We start from the raw sequence: 15,704 nt of genomic DNA on the forward strand, positions 1-15,704 counted from the left end.
TGAAGCTTGTCGACGTTCTCCGCGCGTGCTGCGCGTTCTGAATGTTTTGCTCGTTTAGCGCACTGCCGTGACCTGGGGGTATGTTCCCAGCCATGCCAAAGTGGGCGCTCTTCCCGCGGATGCGGTTCAGCAGGCAGGTGCTGCTGCTGCAGATCGGCGTGGTGCTCCTCGTCGTCGGGATCGGCGTCGCGCTGGTCAGCGTGCTCCTCTCGCGCACGCTGACCGAGCAGTACAGCGAGCGAGCGCTGGCCATCGCGAAGTCGGTGGCGGTGGATCCGGTCGTCGTGGCCGACACCGCGGCGAAGATCCCCGGTGGCGCACTCCAGGAACGCGCGCTGGCCGTGCGGGAGCGGACCGACGCGTTGTTCGTCGTGATCACCGACGACAACAGCATCCGGCTGGCGCACCCGACGCCGAGCGAAATCGGGAGGCGGGTGAGCACCCCCGCCGACCGGGCGCTCGCGGGGTTCGACGACGTCAACACCGTGGCGAGCGGAACCCTCGGACTGTCCGTCCGCAGCAAAACCCCCATCCGGCAAGGGCAACGCGTGGTCGGCGAGGTCAGCGTCGGCTTCGACGTGGCCGATCCGACCGGCGACTTCAACAAGCTCCTGGCGATCACGCTCGTGTTCGCCGGCGGCGCGCTGCTGCTCGGCGCGGGCGCGTCCGCGCTGCTCAACCGGCGGCTGCGGCGCGTCACGCACGGGCTCGAGCCGCACGAACTCACCGAGCTGCTCTACGAACGCGAAGCCGTGCTGCACGGGATCGGCGAAGGCGTGCTCGCCGTCGACGAGGCGAACCGCGTCTCGGTGCGCAACGACGAGGCCGAACGCCTGCTCGGCACCGAGCTCCCGATCGGCGCGGCGCTGGCGGAACTCGAGCTCAGCCCGCGCGTGCACAAGGCCGTCGCCGAAGGGCTGCCGGTCGACAACCTCCTGGCGGTGGCCGGGAACCGGGTGCTCGTCATCAACAGCCGGGCGGTGCGGCTCGACGAGCGGGACATCGGCACGGTGCTGACCTTCCGCGACCGCACCGACCTCGACGCGCTCACCCGCGAGCTCGACGGCATCCGCGCGCTGTCCGACGGCCTGCGCGCCCAGCGGCACGAGTTCGCGAACCGGCTGCACACGCTCTACGGGCTGCTCCAGCTCGGCCACCACACCGAAGCCGTCGAATACCTGCAGACGCTGACGAACTCGCCGTCGGCCCGGCCGAGCGAGCTGGGTGACGCCGTCGCCGACCCGTACCTGCAGGCGCTGCTGGTCGCGAAAACCGAGCAGGCGCAGGAAAAGGGCCTCACGCTCAAGCTCGCCGACGACACCTGGGTGCCCACGGCGGTGACCGACCCGATCGCCGCGAACACCGTGATCGGCAACCTCGTCGACAACGCGCTGCACGCCGCCCGGATGGGCCCGCGCCGGCCGGCGACGGTGGAGATCAGCCTGCTGGCCGAGGGCGGCACGCTGCACGTGTCCGTTGTGGACAGTGGCCCCGGCGTGCCGGCCGACCTGCGGCGCACGTTGTTCGACGAAGGCGTCTCGACGAAGATCGCACCCGGCCACGGACTCGGACTCGCGCTGGCCCGGCAGGCCGCGCGCGCCCACGGCGGCGACGTCTGGCTGGCCGACCCCGGCGCGGGCGAGTCGGGTGCCCTGTTCGTCGCCAAGCTGCCCGGAACGCTGACGGAGGACAGATGATCCGCACGCTCATCGTCGACGACGACTTCCGGGTCGCCGGCGTGCACGCCGGGTTCGTCGAGGAGGTCGACGGCTTCGCGGTCGTCGGCACCGCACACACCGCCGCCGAGGCGCGCGCCCGCGTCCGCGAGCTCTCGCCGGACCTCGTCCTGCTCGACGTCTACCTGCCCGACGAGTCCGGCCTCGCCGTGCTCCCGGAGCTGCAGACGGACACGATCGTGCTGTCCGCGGCGACCGACAGCGCGTCGGTGGCCGCGGCGATCCGGGCCGGGGCGCTGAACTACTTGATCAAGCCGTTCACCACCCGCCAGCTCGCGGAGCGGCTGACGTCTTACGCGCGCTTCCGCGGCCTGCTCGCCGAGGACCGGTCCTTCGCGCAGGACGACGTCGACCGCGCGTACCGGGTGCTGCACGACCAGGACCGGACGTCCGCGCCGAAGGGCCAGTCGACGGCGACGTCCCGGCTGGTTTCGGAGCAGCTGCGGCGGGCGGGCCGTCCGCTGTCGGCCGCGGAAGTCGCCGGTGAGCTGGGGATGGCGCGGGCGACGGCGCAGCGGTACCTGACCGCGCTGGCGGAGTCGGGAACGGTCCAGATGCGGCTGCGCTACGGCGCCACCGGGCGCCCGGAGCACGAGTACCGCTGGAGCGGCGCCTGAATCAGCGTCGGGTCGTCACGTCGAAGCGGTATTGCTGGGCCATGCTCTCCGCCACGCCGACCCAGGACTGGACCAGGTTGGCGGTCGGCGTCGGCGAAGGCAGGTCGACGCGGGCTTCGTCCTCTTCCGGCGCGGACTTCTTCGGCTGCGGTTTCGCCTGCGCCTGAACGCGCTTCCGGTCGGGCTTGGCCGGCGCCGGCACGAAGACCGTCTTCGGGGCCGGGGTGGCCACCGGCGCCTGCGGGGCCTGCGGCTGCGGCGCGGGCGCTTCGGCGACGGCCGGGCGCGGGTCGAGCTGGGCCACGTCGGCCGGGTTCGGGCCGAACAGGCCACCCGACAGCATCCCGCCGCCCAGCCAGCCGACCGCGACGAGCAGCACCGCGGCGCCGCTGCCCAGCCACGTGCGGGCGCGGCGCCGGATCACCACGGACTTCGGCCGCAGGTCCTGGTCGCACACCGGCGGCCGGGTGTAGATCGGCTCGCTCGCGGTGACGTCGTCGTCGGTGCGGCGGCGCCGGGGCAGGCTCGCCGCGACGATTCCGGTGCGGTCCAGCAGTTCGACGGCGGTGCGGTCGCTGGACGGACGGGTCGCACTGCGCGGTGCGGTGCGAAGCATCGGGACCTCCGGTGCGGGGGGCTCGCGGACCCCACGCATTCTGGACCATTTCGGACGACGCTGTCAGAAACGCAACCCCAATGAGTGAACCTTATTCTGGTTAGGCTGGCGCTACGGGTCGGGACCGTGCGGCCTCCGGCGACCTCGCGCCGGCCGACGGCTGAATAAGGTTCATCGAACCTTATTCCATTTGCTTCAGCCCGAGCCGCGCCAGCACCGCCAGGGGACGCTGGTAGGCCGAGCCGAGGACGCGCGGGATGGCGTCGATGACGTAGGCGTCCGGTCCGATGAGGATCCGCGCGGACTTCCGTTCCACGCCGCGGAGGATGGTCTCCGCCGCCTTCTCCGGGGTGGTGTGGGCGATCCGCTCGAAGCCCCGCGCGGCCTTCTCCTGGTCGCCGGCGTCGCTGCGCGCGTTGCGCACGATGTTGGTCTTGATCCCGCCGGGGTGCACGCAGCTGACCGCGACCGGGTGCCGCGCGATCAGCATTTCTTCGCGCAGCGCTTCGGTGAACCCGCGGACCGCGAACTTCGCCGCGTTGTACGCGCTCTGCGTCGGCACGCCGACGAACCCGAACACGCTGGAAACGTTGACGACGTGCCCCTCGCCGGAAGCGATCAGGTGCGGCAGGAACGCCTTCGTGCCGTTCACGACGCCGCCGAGGTTGATGCCCATCAGCCAGTCGTAGTCCTCGAAGGACATTTCCTCGACGGTCGCGCCGAGCGCCACACCCGCGTTGTTCACGATGACGTTCGCCCCGCCGAAGTCGCTGACGACCTCTTCGGCGTGGGCGAGCACGGCGGCCCGGTCGGCGACGTCGAGGGTGTACGCGCGGGCGTTGTCGCCGGCCAGCTTCGCCGTCTCGGCCACGTTGCCGGCGTTGACGTCGGAAAGCGCGAGGCGCGCGCCTCGCCGGGAGAACTCCAGCGCCAGCGCGCGGCCGATCCCCGAACCCGCTCCGGTGATCACCACGACCTTGTCCCCGAACCGCTTCATGGTCCCTCCCTGGGTGTTACTCGTGAGTTACGGATACTAGCGGCTGTGAGGTTGCTGTGGGTGCGCTGATTGTGTCGGTGCGACGCCTTATGGTGATCTGGTCGGAGCGCCGGGACGAGACGGGAGGCGATGCGCGTGCGGCGGACGGCCGTCTTGCTCAGCGTGGCCGCGATCCTGCTGCTCGGCGCGGCGTTCGTGATCTTCGTGGACCACCAGCCGCGGTCCGCGGACGCCACGACGTCCGGCACCGTCGAGGCCGCGCCGGCGTCGACGCCCGACCTGCCCGCGGTGTCGAGCCCCGCGGTCGGCGCGCTGTTCGTCGAGGGCATGCACTACTGCACCGCGAGCGTCGTGCACAGCGACCAGGGCGACGTGCTGCTGACCGCGGCCCACTGCATCCACGACGGCGAGGGCGGCGGCTACCTCACCGGCGTCACGTTCGCGCCCGGCTACCACGACGGCGTCGCGCCGTTCGGCTTCTGGACGGTGTCCGACGAGCTCGTCGCGAGGGGGTGGAGCGAGTCGTCGGACCCGGACCTCGACGTCGGCTTCGCGACCGCGCACCAGGCGGGCGCGACGCGGACGCTGGAAAGCCTGGTCGGCGCCAACACCCTCGCCACCGGCACCGGGTTCGAGCACGCCATCACGCTCACCGGCTACCCGGACGACACCGAGGTGCCCGCCGTCTGCCAGAACACCACCAGCCAGCAGGACACCTACCAGCTGAAGGTGGCCTGCGCGGGCTTCCCCACCGGCACCAGCGGCGGCCCGTGGGTCACCGCCCAGGACCCGAAGACCCGGCTCGGCACGGTCATCGGCGTCATCGGCGGGTTCGAGTACGGCGGCGACGACCCCGACACGTCGTATTCGAGCTACTTCGACACGGACGTCCAGGCCCTCTACCGGCAGACGACCGCCCGGGCATGATGCGGGTATGAGCGATCCCGTCGACGTACCCATCACCGGAGAACCGATCCGGCTCGGCCAGTTCCTCAAGCTGGCCGGCCTCGCCGAGGACGGCTCGCACGCCAAGGACCTGATCGACGCCGAAGAGGTCACGGTCAACGGCGAGGTGGAGACCCGCCGCGGCCGCCAGCTGACCGACGGCGACGTCGTGGCGGTGGGCCCGGCCCGCGGCAAGGTCGTCCTGGTCCACTGAGCCGCACCCCGAGGGCCCCGAGGCGGCTGACGCATCGGGGCGCCCGGGTCAGCCGACGCTGGTGAGGGGCGGGAGGCCGAGCGAAGCGGCGAGGGCGTCCAGCTCGCGGCGGACCGGCCCGGCGAGCGGGACGCCGAGCGCGCGGCACTGCTCCAGGTGCTGGGCCTCGCGCCAGCCCGGGTAGCGGATCGGCGCGCCGCCGTCCCAGCCGAGCATGCTGCCGAACAACGCGCTCGCCGCGCGGTAGAAGCCGTCCGCGCTGCGCAGGGTCGTCGGTGCGATGGCCATGACCAGCAGCCCGGTGTCGTGTTCGTGGTCGGCGACGCCGGAGAGCACCCCGGCGAGCACCTCGACCAGCAGCGTCAGCCCGGCGGCTTCGGAACCCGGCTTGTCCATGTCGAAGACGAACTCGGGGTACGCCCCGCCCGGCGCGGCCATGCCGAGCGGGTTCATCGGCTGGTCCGGCTCGCCGCCCGCGGCGAGCACCAGCCCGATCATCGCGTGCGGCAGCGCCCGCGCGGCGTGGTGCCCGGCCCGGCCGAACGGCCCGATCCCGCGCAGCGAAACGAGTCCGACGCCGAAGCGCCCGGCCCGGGCGACCGCGCGGTCCATCGCGTCGCCGACGGCCCAGAGCCCGGACGCGCGGCGGTAGTCGATCAGCGCGGCGGCCCCGCGGTCGGCGATCATCAGCGGCTGGGCGTGCGGCACGACCAGCCCGTTTTCCAGCAGCGGCAGGTGGACGCGGGTCAGGTCGGCGACCCCGGTGTCCGGCGAGCCGGTCAGGTCGCCGTGGCAGAGGGCCTCGGCCGCGATGCGCGCTCGCGCTTCGGGGAAACCGTGGGCGGCGAAGACGTGCGCCACGAGGGTGACCAGCTCGTCGGCCCGCACGCGGGGCCACGCCTGTTCCGGGATCGGGGTTTCCGGCCGCTCGGCTTCGAGGACCGGGGGTTCGGGGCGGGCGGAGCGGAAGGGTCTGAGGGGCACTGCTCCGACCTTGCCCAAACGGCGGTTCGGGCGTCAACGACGTGGGCCCAGGCCTAACCGACCGTGTGATCAGAGCCCCCGAAGAGCCGTACCCTGGGCGGCATGTGCCGAAACATCACCACCCTCCGGGGGCTCCAGCCGGCCGCGACCGGCGAGGAGATCGAGGCCGCGGCCCGCCAGTACGTCCGCAAGGTGACCGGCGTGCAGTCGCTTTCGGACGCCACGCGCGAGCCGTTCGAAGCCGCGGTCGCCGAGATCACCGCGATCACCACGCGCCTGCTGGAGCAGCTGCCCGAACGCCGTCAGCCGCCGGCGACCGTGCCGCCGCTGCGCCGTCCCGAAGTTCAGGCGCGGATCGCCGCGAAAGCCTTGCGACAGCCCTGATCCGGCGCCGATAAGGTGTCGGCATGGGTGGACAGGCTTTGGTGCTGGGTGGCGGCGGGGTCGCCGGGATCGCGTGGACGACGGGGTTGCTGGCGGGGCTCGCCGAGCACGGCCAGGACCTCACGGGGGCCGACCTGATCGTCGGGACGTCGGCGGGTTCGGCGGTCGCGGCGCAGGTGACCAGCGGGCTGCCGCTGGCCGAGCTGTTCGCCGGCCAGGCCGATCCGGCGCGCCAGACCCCGGAGATCCCGGCCGACATCGACTTCGAGAAGTTCGCCGCCGACTTCGGCGGCGCCGTCACCGGCTCGACGGACCCGGCCGAAGTCCGGCGCGCGGTCGGGCGGCTGGCCCTGTCGGCCGAAACGGTGCCGGAGGCGGACCGCCGCGCGGTGATCGAGGCGCGGCTGCCGTCGCACGAGTGGCCGGAGCAGCGCCTGGTGATCGTGGCGGTGGACGCGGAAACCGGCGAACCCCGCCGCTTCGACCGCGCGTCCGGCGTCTCCCTGGTCGACGCGGTGGCGGCGAGCTGCGCGGTCCCGGGCGTCTGGCCCGCGGTGACGATCGACGGCCGCCGCTACGTCGACGGCGGCGTCCGGTCCGCCGAGAACGCCGACTACGCGACGGGCCACACGCGCGTCACGGTCGTTTCGCCGCTGGGCGTGGACGCCCCGCTGCCGATGGAGAAGCCCCTGCTCACGGTGCTCGACGACCTGCGCGCGGCGGGCGCGGAGGTCACGCTGATCACCCCGGACGAGGCCTCGATCGCGGCGATCGGCGAGAACCCGCTGGACCCGGCGACGCGGACGCCTGCCGCCGAAGCGGGCCGTGCCCAGGGCGCGTCGCTCACGCTGAGCTGGACCTAGTCGCGGATGCCCAGCACCACGAGCCCGCCACCAGGACCCCCAACTCAAGCGCCGGCGCGGTTGCCCCGGCGGGCCGGGTGACCCCGTCGGCTACCCTCGTGGGCAGGGGTAGCGTGTCCGAGCGGCCGAAGGAACATGTCTTGAAAACATGCGAGGGGGCAACCTCTCCGTGGGTTCGAATCCCACCGCTACCGCACTGAGCGACCCGGGCGCCGGCCGCGCCCGGGTTCAGCTTTCGGTTTCCGAGAGGTGCTCCAGCACGCGCTCGAACGCCCCCGCGATCGTCGCCTGCTCGTGCGGGCTCAGCAGGTCGATCAAGTGCTCGCGGACGCCTTCCACGTGCGTCGGCGCGGCCGTCTTCAGCAGGGCCATGCCGTCCTCGGTCAGCTCCGTGATGACGCCGCGCTTGTCCTCGGGGTCGCGGGCCCGGCGGACCAGGCCGATGTCCTCGAGCCGGCCGACCTGGTGGGAGAGCCTGCTCTTCGTCGACCCCATCACCGACGCCAGTTCCGACATGCGCATCCGGTGCCCGGCCTGGGTTTCGAGGCAGACGAGCACCTCGTAGTCGGTCAGCGACACCTCGTGGCGCTCGGTCAGTTCGCGGTGCAGGCGCTGCCGCAACCGCAGTGTCGCGACGATGTAGGAGCGCCACGCCGCCATCTCGGCATCGTCCAACCACCGCACAGGTCGCTCCTCGGTCATAAGGCAGCGTAGAACGCTGATCAAGCGACCGCGCGGTCCGAGTCCGATCCGTCGGCCGGTGAACACACCACTGAAACATCGCCCGAAGGTGGGGTTACGAAAAGGTTGAGACTCGGCCCGGAAAGGCGCATTCTGCTTGTCGGCGGACGGTTGGCCAGGTATGCGGCACGGCGACGGCGACGTGCCGGCCCGGTGCCCCGCCAGGAGAGGTCAGGTGGTTGCGTGACGGGTGATCCTCGCGGTTGACCGCTTGTTGCGTCCCCGCGATCGGAACGGAGTTCCACCGGGCCGGTCGCGATTGCGAGCAGCACGAGCGCGGGCTTCTACGGTGCGTTCAGCATTCGGCGTCGATCGGGCCTGTTTCCGGTCACGGCCTCGGAAGTCGTGACGGCAGCGCCTGAACGCCGGCCCGGATGCGGCCAACCGCTCGACGAACAGAATCTCGGTACAACGCCCGGGTGCGGCCGTCAGCGCGACGACCGCGCCCGGGCTCGTTAATATCTGCGGGTGAGGTTCGACGACGACGCCGGCTTGGACGCTTCCGAAGTCCAGGACCTGCGCGGTAGCGGCGGTGGTGGCGGCGGCGGGATCGGCGGCCGGGTGGCACTGGGCGGTGGCGGGCTCGGCGTGGTGGGCCTGATCATCTACTTCGTGCTCTCCCAGCTCGGCGGGGTCAGCCTCGGCGGCGGCAGCGGGAGCGGCTTGAGCGGCGGGCTCGGCAGCGTCGGGTCCGGCCAGCAGGTCGACAACACGAAGCTGTCCAGCGAGTGCAAGACGGGCGCGGACGCGAACAAGAACCACGATTGCGCCATCGTCGCGATCGTCAACTCCGTCCAGGACTACTGGACGCAGCAGTTCGCGCGTTCCGGCTCGACCTACCAGAAGGCGCCCACCAAGTTCTTCAACGGCGGCGTGCGCACCGGCTGCGGCAGCGCCACCTCCGACACCGGCCCGTTCTACTGCCCGGCCGACTCCGACGTCTACATCGACCTGTCGTTCTTCGACGAGCTCAAGACGCGCTTCGGCGCGCAGGGCGGCCTCTTCACCGAGGCGTACGTGCTGGCCCACGAGTACGGCCACCACGTGCAGAACCTGCTCGGGACGTCGAAGAAGGGCACCGGCACCGGCCCGACGTCCGGTTCGGTGCGGCTCGAGCTGCAGGCCGACTGCTACGCCGGCGTCTGGGCCAACCACGCCTCGACGACGCCGACCGAGAGCGGCAAGCCGCTGATCACCGACGTCACCCAGGACGACGTCGCCTCCGCGCTGGACACCGCGTCCCGCATCGGCGACGACTACATCCAGGAGAAGCTCGGCGGCGGCCAGGTCGACCGCTCGAAGTTCACCCACGGCACGTCGGCGCAGCGCAAGAAGTGGTTCACCACCGGCTTCCAGACCGGCGAACCCGCCCGCTGCGACACCTTCGGCACGAACAACCTGGGCTGACGGCCGCGGCCGGTCGTGAGTGGGAAACAGTGTTCTGCCCCTGTTTCCCACTCACGACCCGCGGTCATGCGGTCAGCGCGTGCGGGTCGCCGGCGACGGCGCGGGCGGAGAAGTTCCGCTGTGCACCGCGGTCGGCGGCCTTCTGCTTGGCCGTCTTGCTCTTGCCCGGCTGCACGCCGTTGATGCTCTCGGTGCTCGTCGCGTAGACGCCGAGGGCCCAGGCGAGGCCGTCCGCGTTGCGGTCCAGCGCGACCCGGTCGATGTTGCCCAGGTTGTCGCACGCCTGGTGGTAGCACGGGTCGAACGCGATGCCGGCCGTGCCGCCCCACTTCGCCGCCTGCGCCGGGGTCTTCAGCACCTCGGCGCCGGTGTCCAGGCCGCCGGCCGGGATGCCGACGGCGATGAACTCGCCGTAGTCCGAGCGGCCGGTGAAGTCGGTGCCCTCGAGGGACACGCCCCGCGCGGCCTGCATGAAGTCGACGAAGGTCTTCTCGATCTGCGCCGAGCCGTACGGGCCGGCACCCGCGCCGACGCCGTCGGAGTTGTCACCGTCGTAGGCGAAGTAGCCGGCGTTCGGCGAGCCGATCATGTCGAAGTTCAGGTACAGCGCGATGTCCAGCTGCTGCTCGAACGTCAGCTGGTCGACGTAGTAGGTCGAGCCGATCAGGCCGAACTCCTCCGCGCTCCAGAAGCCGAAGCGCACGCCGTTGCTGACCTTCGGGCTGCTCCCCAGCTGCAGCGCCGTCTCGAGCAGGGCCGCCGAGCCGGAGCCGTTGTCGTTGATGCCCGGGCCGGCCGGGACGCTGTCGAGGTGCGACCCCAGCATCACGACGTTGTCCTTGCGGCCGGTCTTGGTCTCGGCGATGACGTTGTAGCTGGTCCGCGCCTCCTGGAAGGTGCGCAGTTCCAGGGTGACCGGCTGCCCGGCGAGCGTCGCCAGCTGCGCGCCCGCGGCGGCCGTGACGCCCCCGGTCGGGATCTTCGCGTTCTCCGGGCCACCGAGCGTCCCGTTCAGGGCGCCGTCGGTGTTGTTGTAGACGATCGCGCCGATCGCGCCCGCCGCGGCGGCGGTCTGCTGCTTCTGCGCGAACGAGCAGCCACCGCGCTTGATCAGCGCGATCTTGCCCGCGACGTCGGCGGGGTAGTCGGTGGCCTCGCAGCCGCTGGTGTCGTCGACCGCGATCACGGCGAGCGGCGCGGTGATGCCGCCGACGGGCGTCGAGACGGTGTACTCCATCGCGATGACCGGGACGTCCTGGCCACCCGCGGTCAGCTTCTCGGCCAGGGTTTCCGAGTAGGTGAACGGGAACTCCTGGCGGGTCACCTGGAAGCCGGCCGCCTCGAGCTTGGTGGCGATGTACTCGGCGGACTTCTTGTGGCCGTCGGTGCTCGCCGCCCGCGTGCCGCCGTTGGTGTCGGCGATCCGCTGAAGGGCGATCAGGTGCCGGTTGACACCGTTGACGTCGACCTTCTTGACGAGCTGCTTGGCGAGAGCGGGACCATCGGGGACCGTGTTCGCGGCGGCGGCCGGGGTGAGGCCGAGCACCAGTGTCGCGCCGGCGGCCAGGGCCATCGGCGGGACGAATCTCTTTCGGAAGAGTGACATGGTTGCTCACCTTTGTTCCGAATGAGTAGTACGTCAATGCGTCATTCGGCGGGAAGTTCGGCGGCCGGTATACAGTCGACACATGTACGCGATCACCATCCGTGAACCAGGTGACCCGGACGTTCTCGAGTGGGCGGAGGTCGCGGACCCGCGTCCCGGCCCCGGCGAGGTGCTGCTGGACGTGGCCGCGAGCGCGGTGAACCGCGCCGACCTGCTGCAGCGCCAGGGCCACTACCCGCCGCCGCCCGGCGCGAGCGAAACCCTCGGCCTCGAGTGCTCCGGCACCGTCGCGGAGCTCGGCGAAGGCGTCGAAGGCTGGACGATCGGCGACGAGGTCTGCGCCCTGCTCTCCGGGGGCGGTTACGCGGAGAAGGCCGTCGTCCCGGCGGGGCAGCTGCTGCCGGTGCCGGGCGAGATCGACCTGCTCACCGCGGCCGCGTTGCCCGAGGTGGCGTGCACGGTGTGGGCGAACGTCGTCATGCACGCGAAGCTCCGCGAGGGCGAGACGTTCCTGGTCCACGGCGGCGCCGGCGGTATCGGCACGCACGCCATCCAGGTCGGCAAGGCGCTGGGCGCGACCGTCGCCGTCACCGCGGGTTCGGCCGAGCGGCTCGAGCGCTGCCGCCAGCTCGGCGCCGACATCACGATCAACTACAAGGAAGACGACTTCGTCGAGGTGCTCCACAAGGAGACCGGCGGCGCGGACGTCATCCTCGACAACATGGGCGCGTCCTACCTCAAGCGCAACGTCGACGCGCTGGCCGCCGACGGCCGCCTGGTGGTCATCGGCATGCAGGGCGGGGTCAAGGGCGAGCTGAACGTCGGCACGCTGCTCGGCAAGCGGGCTTCGGTGTTCGCGGCCGGCCTGCGGTTCCGCCCGCTGGACCAGAAGGCGGCGATCGTCGCCGACGTCCGCGAACGGCTGTGGCCGCTGGTTTCCGAGGGTGCGGTGAAGCCGATCGTCGGCCAGGTCGTGCCGATGGCCGAAGCCGCGTCCGCGCACCGCGCCCTGGAAGAGGGCAGCGTGTTCGGGAAGATCCTGCTGGCGGCAAAATGACCAGCGGCGCGAAGCGCCTCCGTTGAGGGTGGTGGCGGGGAGAAAGGCGGAGCTAGCGGAGTTCTTCCAGCACGCGCACGAGCTGGTTGATCTCGAAGACGTTGGAGTAGTGGGCGAGCCCGATCCGCACGGCGCCGCCCACTTCCCCGACGCCGAGTGACGCGAAGACGCCGGCCGCACCGTCGTCGGCGAAGGCGCACAACCCCTGCGAGGCCAGGTACTCGGCGACCTCGGGCGCCTTCTTGCCGGCGACGGCGAAGGCGAGCGCGGGGATGCGGCGCATGGCGTTGCCGATGACCATGATGTGCCGCAGCGAAAGCAGTTCCGTGGACAGCTGGGCGAGCAGCCCGGCGTGGTACGACTTCGCGGAGCCGAGCGAGGTGACCAGCCGTTCGCGGCGCGAGCCGGACGCGGCGTCGTCGAGGCCCGCGAGGTAGTCGATCGACGCGATCAGCCCGGCCAGCAGCGGGTAGGCGTGCGGTCCGAGCTCGAGCCGGGCGGCGCCGCGCGCCGTCGGGTCGAGCGAGACGGACGCGATCCGCTCGATCAGTTCGGGGTCGCGGAAGACGAGCGCACCCACCGACGGCCCGCCCCACGCCTGCGCGGAGACGACCATGACGTCGGCGCCGAGCGCGTTGATGTCCAGCGGCAGGAACGGTGCGGCGTAGGTGGCGTCGACGACGACGAGCGCGCCGACCCGCTTCGCGAACTCGATGATCGTCGGCACGTCCGGCCGCGTCCCGACGGACCCGGACGCGAGCGTGACCGCGACGGCCTTGGTGCGCGCCGACACGAGCTGCTCGTACTGCCACGCGGGGAGTTCGCACGTCTCGATGTCGATCTCGCCCCAGCGCACGACGGCGCCGACGCGCTTCGCGGCGCGCTGCCACGGCGCGAGGTTGGCTTGTTCGTCGAGCCTCGACACGACGACTTCGTCGCCGATCGTCCAGCGCTCGGCAAGCGAGTCGCAGAGCCGGCGCAGCATCACCGGCGCGCTGGGTCCGAGCACGACGGCGGCCGGGTCGGCCCCGACCAGGTCGGCCACGGCCCGGCGGGCCGCGGTCACGATGCTTTCCGCGCGTTGTGAGGCCGGAAACGCTCCGCCCGGCCCCGACACCGGGGCGCGCATCGCCGTGGAAACCGCCGAAGCGACCTGTTCCGGTACCAGCATTCCGGCGGCGCCGTCGAAGTGAATCCAGCCGTCACCCAGCGCGGGAAAGAGCCCACGGATACGAGCGACGTCGAACGCCATGGGGACACCGTACGGACGTGCGGTTTCGCCGTGCGCCCGGGGTTGGGTGGAGAGCCACCGCGAACCCCCGGAGCGGCTACGCTCGGAGACGGACACCCCGCGGGTGTCGCGGAGCGTGTCGAACGCAAGCCAGGATGGAGCACATGACCGAGCCGAACTTCACAGCCGGTGACGCTGACCAGGAATCTTCACCCCACGTGGTGGTCGTGGGCTCGGACGGCTCACCGCTGGAAGGCGCGGAGCACGCCGAGGCCGTGGGCGAGCTCATCGAAGAGCCGGCGAAGGTGATGCGGATCGGCACGATGATCAAGCAGCTCCTCGAGGAGGTCCGCGCGGCCCCGCTGGACGACGCGTCCCGCAACCGGGTGCGCGAGATCCACGAGACGTCGGTGAAGGAACTGGCGGCGTCGCTGGCGCCGGAGCTCCAGGACGAGCTGGAGCGGTTGGTGCGGCCGTTCACGGACGACCAGACGCCTTCGGACGCCGAGCTGCGGATCGCGCAGGCGCAGCTGGTGGGGTGGCTCGAGGGATTGTTCAGCGGGATACAGACCGCGCTGTTCGCCCAGCAGATGGCGGCCCGGGTACAGCTGGAGCAGATGCGGCGCGGGTTGCCGGCCGGCCCTTCGGCTGCGGGCGGGCCGGGGCACGAGGGTCATGGGCCGGGGATCTCGGGGACGGGTCAGTACCTCTGAGGTTTGCCCCGGGGTTGTCCACAGACCGGAGGGCCTGTGGACAACCCCTGTGGACAACTCGCTTGGGGCCGGTTTTTGTCCGGGGCGCCGATAGACTGGACATGGGCACGCCCCCCGTTACCTTTTTCGTGGCTCCCGAACAGGGAGTTGTGGTCACCAGGCCCGGCATGACTTGCGCCCCCAGTCGAACCCATGATCCGGGGGTGGTGTCACCGGGTCTGGTGGCATCGAGGGACCGCTGATAGGGACACGGCCACCGCCCCCAGGGAGGGCGGGGGCTCGGTCGTGGGTTCCTGGGGCGGCCAGCAGCCGCGGGGCTGATCGAGGACCGCGGTCGTGGCCGCTGCGCCCGAATGTGGGCAACCCCTGCGGGTGCCGAGCGCGACAGCGCAGGCGACGTCGCCAATGGGTCATTCGAGACCTCAGCACCGGCGGCAGCGGGGCCCGGAGTCAGCGCAGTGAGCGCAAGAACGTCCGCAAGTCGCCGATCAGCGCGTCCGGTTCCTCCAACGCCGCGAAGTGGCCCCCACTCGGGAACTCCGTCCACCGGACGATCTTGTCCGTTCGCTCCGCCAGTTCCCGGATCGGCAGCCCGATGTCGTCCGGGAACACCGCCACCGCCGTCGGGACCGTGTTCGCCGGCGGCGGGGCTCCCCAGCCGCCCGTCAAAGCCGCGTACAGCCGGGCCGACGAGTTCGCCGTCTCCGTGAACCAATAAATCGACACATCAGCCAGCAGGTCGTCGCGGTCGATCACGTCCGCCGTCGTGTTCGAAAAGGAGCGGAACTTCTCCGCGATCCACGCCAGCTGGCCCGCCGGGGAGTCGTGCAGGCCGTACGCCAGGGTCTGCGGCTTCGTCGCCTGGATCATCGCGTAGCCCGTGCCCGACATCGAGAACGCCTGGCCCTTCTCCAGCGAACGCCGGCCCAGCGCCTGATCCGCCAAACCCTCCAGATCGGCCGGAGTCCGGACCACCGCCGACGCCAGCATCGTCACGTGGATGCCGAGCAGGCGCGAAGGGAACTGGACCGCCAGCTCGCGCGAGATGATCGCGCCCCAGTCGCCGCCGTGGGCGGCGAAGCGCTCGTAACCCAGGGACGTCATCAGCGAAGCGAACGCCCTCGCCACGCGGTCCGGGCCCCAGTCCGGGGTCGGGGTCGGGCCCGAGAAGCCGTAGCCCGGGATCGACGGGACCACCACCGTCAGCGCGTCCGCCGGGTCGCCGCCGTACGCGCGCGGGTCCGTCAGCGGGCCGATCACGTCCAGGAACTCCACGATCGAGCCCGGCCAGCCGTGCGTCAGCAACACCGGTGTCGCCGACGGCTCCGGGGACACCACGTGCAGGAAGTGCACGTTCGTCCCGTCGATCGTCGTCGTGAACTGCGGGAACGCGTTCAGCCGCGCCTCCTGCGCCCGCCAGTCGAAGCCCGTCCGCCAGTACTCCGCCAGCTCGCGCACGTAGTCCACCGGCGCCCCGAGCCGCCAGCCGGTGTCGGCGGGCTGGTCGGGCCAGCGGGTGTTCGCCAGGCGGTTGCGGAGGTCGTCGAGGGCGGCTTGGGGGACGTCGATGCGGAACGGGGTGATCGTCATGCC

Annotated in this window: 16 protein-coding genes and 1 tRNA gene; 10 read left to right on the forward strand and 7 right to left on the reverse strand. The window is 71.5% G+C overall.

Features of this window, described 5'->3' with window-relative positions:
• Nucleotides 1-119: 119 nt before the first annotated feature.
• Both MUY14_RS35320 and MUY14_RS35325 read left to right on the forward strand, forming a co-directional pair.
• Entirely contained in the window at nt 120-1,697 is a 1,578-nt protein-coding gene (locus tag MUY14_RS35320; RefSeq protein ID WP_247025400.1) for a sensor histidine kinase, read from the forward strand.
• A complete protein-coding gene (locus tag MUY14_RS35325; RefSeq protein WP_247015786.1) occupies nt 1,694-2,353 on the forward strand; it encodes a response regulator in 660 nt (219 codons plus the stop codon). The genes MUY14_RS35320 and MUY14_RS35325 overlap by 4 nt, the downstream gene beginning before the upstream one ends.
• A gap of 1 nt (nt 2,354) precedes the next feature.
• On the opposite strand, the gene MUY14_RS35330 is transcribed toward MUY14_RS35325, so the two are convergent.
• Both MUY14_RS35330 and MUY14_RS35335 read right to left on the reverse strand, forming a co-directional pair.
• Nucleotides 2,355-2,969, reverse strand: coding sequence for a hypothetical protein (locus MUY14_RS35330; protein ID WP_247015788.1), 615 nt, complete (start codon nt 2,967-2,969; stop codon nt 2,355-2,357).
• A 181-nt stretch (nt 2,970-3,150) separates the two neighbouring features.
• Nucleotides 3,151-3,966 carry an SDR family oxidoreductase gene (locus tag MUY14_RS35335; protein WP_247015790.1) on the reverse strand — a complete coding sequence of 272 codons (816 nt, stop codon included), beginning with the start codon at nt 3,964-3,966 and terminating at the stop codon, nt 3,151-3,153.
• A gap of 129 nt (nt 3,967-4,095) precedes the next feature.
• Between MUY14_RS35335 and MUY14_RS35340 the strand changes: the two genes are divergently transcribed.
• Complete coding sequence (locus MUY14_RS35340; RefSeq protein ID WP_247015792.1) at nt 4,096-4,893, forward strand: serine protease; 798 nt, start codon at nt 4,096-4,098, stop codon at nt 4,891-4,893.
• A 7-nt stretch (nt 4,894-4,900) separates the two neighbouring features.
• Nucleotides 4,901-5,125: an RNA-binding S4 domain-containing protein gene (locus MUY14_RS35345; RefSeq protein WP_247015794.1), complete on the forward strand. Its 225-nt coding sequence runs from the start codon at nt 4,901-4,903 to the stop codon at nt 5,123-5,125.
• Nucleotides 5,126-5,173: 48 nt separating this feature from the next.
• Here the strand turns inward: MUY14_RS35345 and MUY14_RS35350 are convergent, their stop codons facing one another.
• Nucleotides 5,174-6,109: an Ldh family oxidoreductase gene (locus MUY14_RS35350; protein WP_247015797.1), complete on the reverse strand. Its 936-nt coding sequence runs from the start codon at nt 6,107-6,109 to the stop codon at nt 5,174-5,176.
• A gap of 102 nt (nt 6,110-6,211) precedes the next feature.
• On the opposite strand from MUY14_RS35350, the gene MUY14_RS35355 reads away from it, so the two are divergent.
• The 3 genes from MUY14_RS35355 to MUY14_RS35365 all read left to right on the forward strand — a co-directional run bounded on the left by MUY14_RS35355 (nt 6,212) and on the right by MUY14_RS35365 (nt 7,550).
• Nucleotides 6,212-6,493, forward strand: a complete 282-nt coding sequence (locus tag MUY14_RS35355; RefSeq protein WP_247015799.1) for a DUF2277 domain-containing protein — start codon at nt 6,212-6,214, stop codon at nt 6,491-6,493.
• A gap of 23 nt (nt 6,494-6,516) precedes the next feature.
• Entirely contained in the window at nt 6,517-7,356 is an 840-nt protein-coding gene (locus MUY14_RS35360; protein ID WP_247015801.1) for a patatin-like phospholipase family protein, read from the forward strand.
• Nucleotides 7,357-7,463: 107 nt separating this feature from the next.
• Nucleotides 7,464-7,550: transfer RNA gene (locus MUY14_RS35365), tRNA-Ser, on the forward strand.
• Nucleotides 7,551-7,584: 34 nt separating this feature from the next.
• Here the strand turns inward: MUY14_RS35365 and MUY14_RS35370 are convergent.
• The gene (locus MUY14_RS35370) at nt 7,585-8,058 is read right to left on the reverse strand and encodes a MarR family winged helix-turn-helix transcriptional regulator (RefSeq protein ID WP_247015803.1); all 474 of its coding nucleotides are present in this window, start codon (nt 8,056-8,058) and stop codon (nt 7,585-7,587) included.
• 507 nt (nt 8,059-8,565) lie between these two features.
• Between MUY14_RS35370 and MUY14_RS35375 the strand changes: the two genes are divergently transcribed.
• Nucleotides 8,566-9,504, forward strand: coding sequence for a neutral zinc metallopeptidase (locus MUY14_RS35375; RefSeq protein WP_247015805.1), 939 nt, complete (start codon nt 8,566-8,568; stop codon nt 9,502-9,504).
• A gap of 64 nt (nt 9,505-9,568) precedes the next feature.
• Here MUY14_RS35375 and MUY14_RS35380 read toward each other — a convergent pair whose 3' ends face one another.
• Nucleotides 9,569-11,110, reverse strand: coding sequence for a M28 family metallopeptidase (locus MUY14_RS35380; protein WP_247015807.1), 1,542 nt, complete (start codon nt 11,108-11,110; stop codon nt 9,569-9,571).
• Nucleotides 11,111-11,192: 82 nt separating this feature from the next.
• On the opposite strand from MUY14_RS35380, the gene MUY14_RS35385 reads away from it, so the two are divergent.
• Nucleotides 11,193-12,167, forward strand: coding sequence for an NAD(P)H-quinone oxidoreductase (locus MUY14_RS35385; RefSeq protein WP_247015809.1), 975 nt, complete (start codon nt 11,193-11,195; stop codon nt 12,165-12,167).
• 52 nt (nt 12,168-12,219) lie between these two features.
• On the opposite strand, the gene MUY14_RS35390 is transcribed toward MUY14_RS35385, so the two are convergent.
• Nucleotides 12,220-13,419, reverse strand: a complete 1,200-nt coding sequence (locus tag MUY14_RS35390; protein WP_247015811.1) for a cysteine desulfurase-like protein — start codon at nt 13,417-13,419, stop codon at nt 12,220-12,222.
• 134 nt (nt 13,420-13,553) lie between these two features.
• Between MUY14_RS35390 and MUY14_RS35395 the strand changes: the two genes are divergently transcribed.
• On the forward strand, nt 13,554-14,111 hold the full coding sequence (locus MUY14_RS35395; protein WP_247015813.1) for a bacterial proteasome activator family protein: 558 nt from the start codon (nt 13,554-13,556) through the stop codon (nt 14,109-14,111).
• Between the two features lie 450 nt (nt 14,112-14,561).
• On the opposite strand, the gene MUY14_RS35400 is transcribed toward MUY14_RS35395, so the two are convergent.
• Nucleotides 14,562-15,701, reverse strand: a complete 1,140-nt coding sequence (locus tag MUY14_RS35400; RefSeq protein ID WP_247015815.1) for an epoxide hydrolase family protein — start codon at nt 15,699-15,701, stop codon at nt 14,562-14,564.
• Between the last annotated feature and the right edge of the window lie 3 nt (nt 15,702-15,704).

It is taken from the genome of Amycolatopsis sp. FBCC-B4732, from assembly GCF_023008405.1.
GTDB classification, from domain to species: domain Bacteria; phylum Actinomycetota; class Actinomycetes; order Mycobacteriales; family Pseudonocardiaceae; genus Amycolatopsis; species Amycolatopsis pretoriensis_A.

What these genes read in the sequence shown, in the direction of transcription:
- MUY14_RS35340 (WP_247015792.1), top strand. Translation starts at nt 4,096, where the DNA reads ATGCGCGTGCGGCGGACGGCCGTCTTGCTCAGCGTGGCCGCGATCCTG.
- MUY14_RS35370 (WP_247015803.1), bottom strand. Translation starts at nt 8,058, where the DNA reads ATGACCGAGGAGCGACCTGTGCGGTGGTTGGACGATGCCGAGATGGCG.
- MUY14_RS35390 (WP_247015811.1), bottom strand. Translation starts at nt 13,419, where the DNA reads ATGGCGTTCGACGTCGCTCGTATCCGTGGGCTCTTTCCCGCGCTGGGT.
- MUY14_RS35345 (WP_247015794.1), top strand. Translation starts at nt 4,901, where the DNA reads ATGAGCGATCCCGTCGACGTACCCATCACCGGAGAACCGATCCGGCTC.
- MUY14_RS35400 (WP_247015815.1), bottom strand. Translation starts at nt 15,701, where the DNA reads ATGACGATCACCCCGTTCCGCATCGACGTCCCCCAAGCCGCCCTCGAC.
- MUY14_RS35360 (WP_247015801.1), top strand. Translation starts at nt 6,517, where the DNA reads ATGGGTGGACAGGCTTTGGTGCTGGGTGGCGGCGGGGTCGCCGGGATC.
- MUY14_RS35330 (WP_247015788.1), bottom strand. Translation starts at nt 2,969, where the DNA reads ATGCTTCGCACCGCACCGCGCAGTGCGACCCGTCCGTCCAGCGACCGC.
- MUY14_RS35325 (WP_247015786.1), top strand. Translation starts at nt 1,694, where the DNA reads ATGATCCGCACGCTCATCGTCGACGACGACTTCCGGGTCGCCGGCGTG.
- MUY14_RS35335 (WP_247015790.1), bottom strand. Translation starts at nt 3,966, where the DNA reads ATGAAGCGGTTCGGGGACAAGGTCGTGGTGATCACCGGAGCGGGTTCG.
- MUY14_RS35320 (WP_247025400.1), top strand. Translation starts at nt 120, where the DNA reads ATGCGGTTCAGCAGGCAGGTGCTGCTGCTGCAGATCGGCGTGGTGCTC.
- MUY14_RS35385 (WP_247015809.1), top strand. Translation starts at nt 11,193, where the DNA reads ATGTACGCGATCACCATCCGTGAACCAGGTGACCCGGACGTTCTCGAG.
- MUY14_RS35395 (WP_247015813.1), top strand. Translation starts at nt 13,554, where the DNA reads ATGGAGCACATGACCGAGCCGAACTTCACAGCCGGTGACGCTGACCAG.
- MUY14_RS35355 (WP_247015799.1), top strand. Translation starts at nt 6,212, where the DNA reads ATGTGCCGAAACATCACCACCCTCCGGGGGCTCCAGCCGGCCGCGACC.
- MUY14_RS35380 (WP_247015807.1), bottom strand. Translation starts at nt 11,110, where the DNA reads ATGTCACTCTTCCGAAAGAGATTCGTCCCGCCGATGGCCCTGGCCGCC.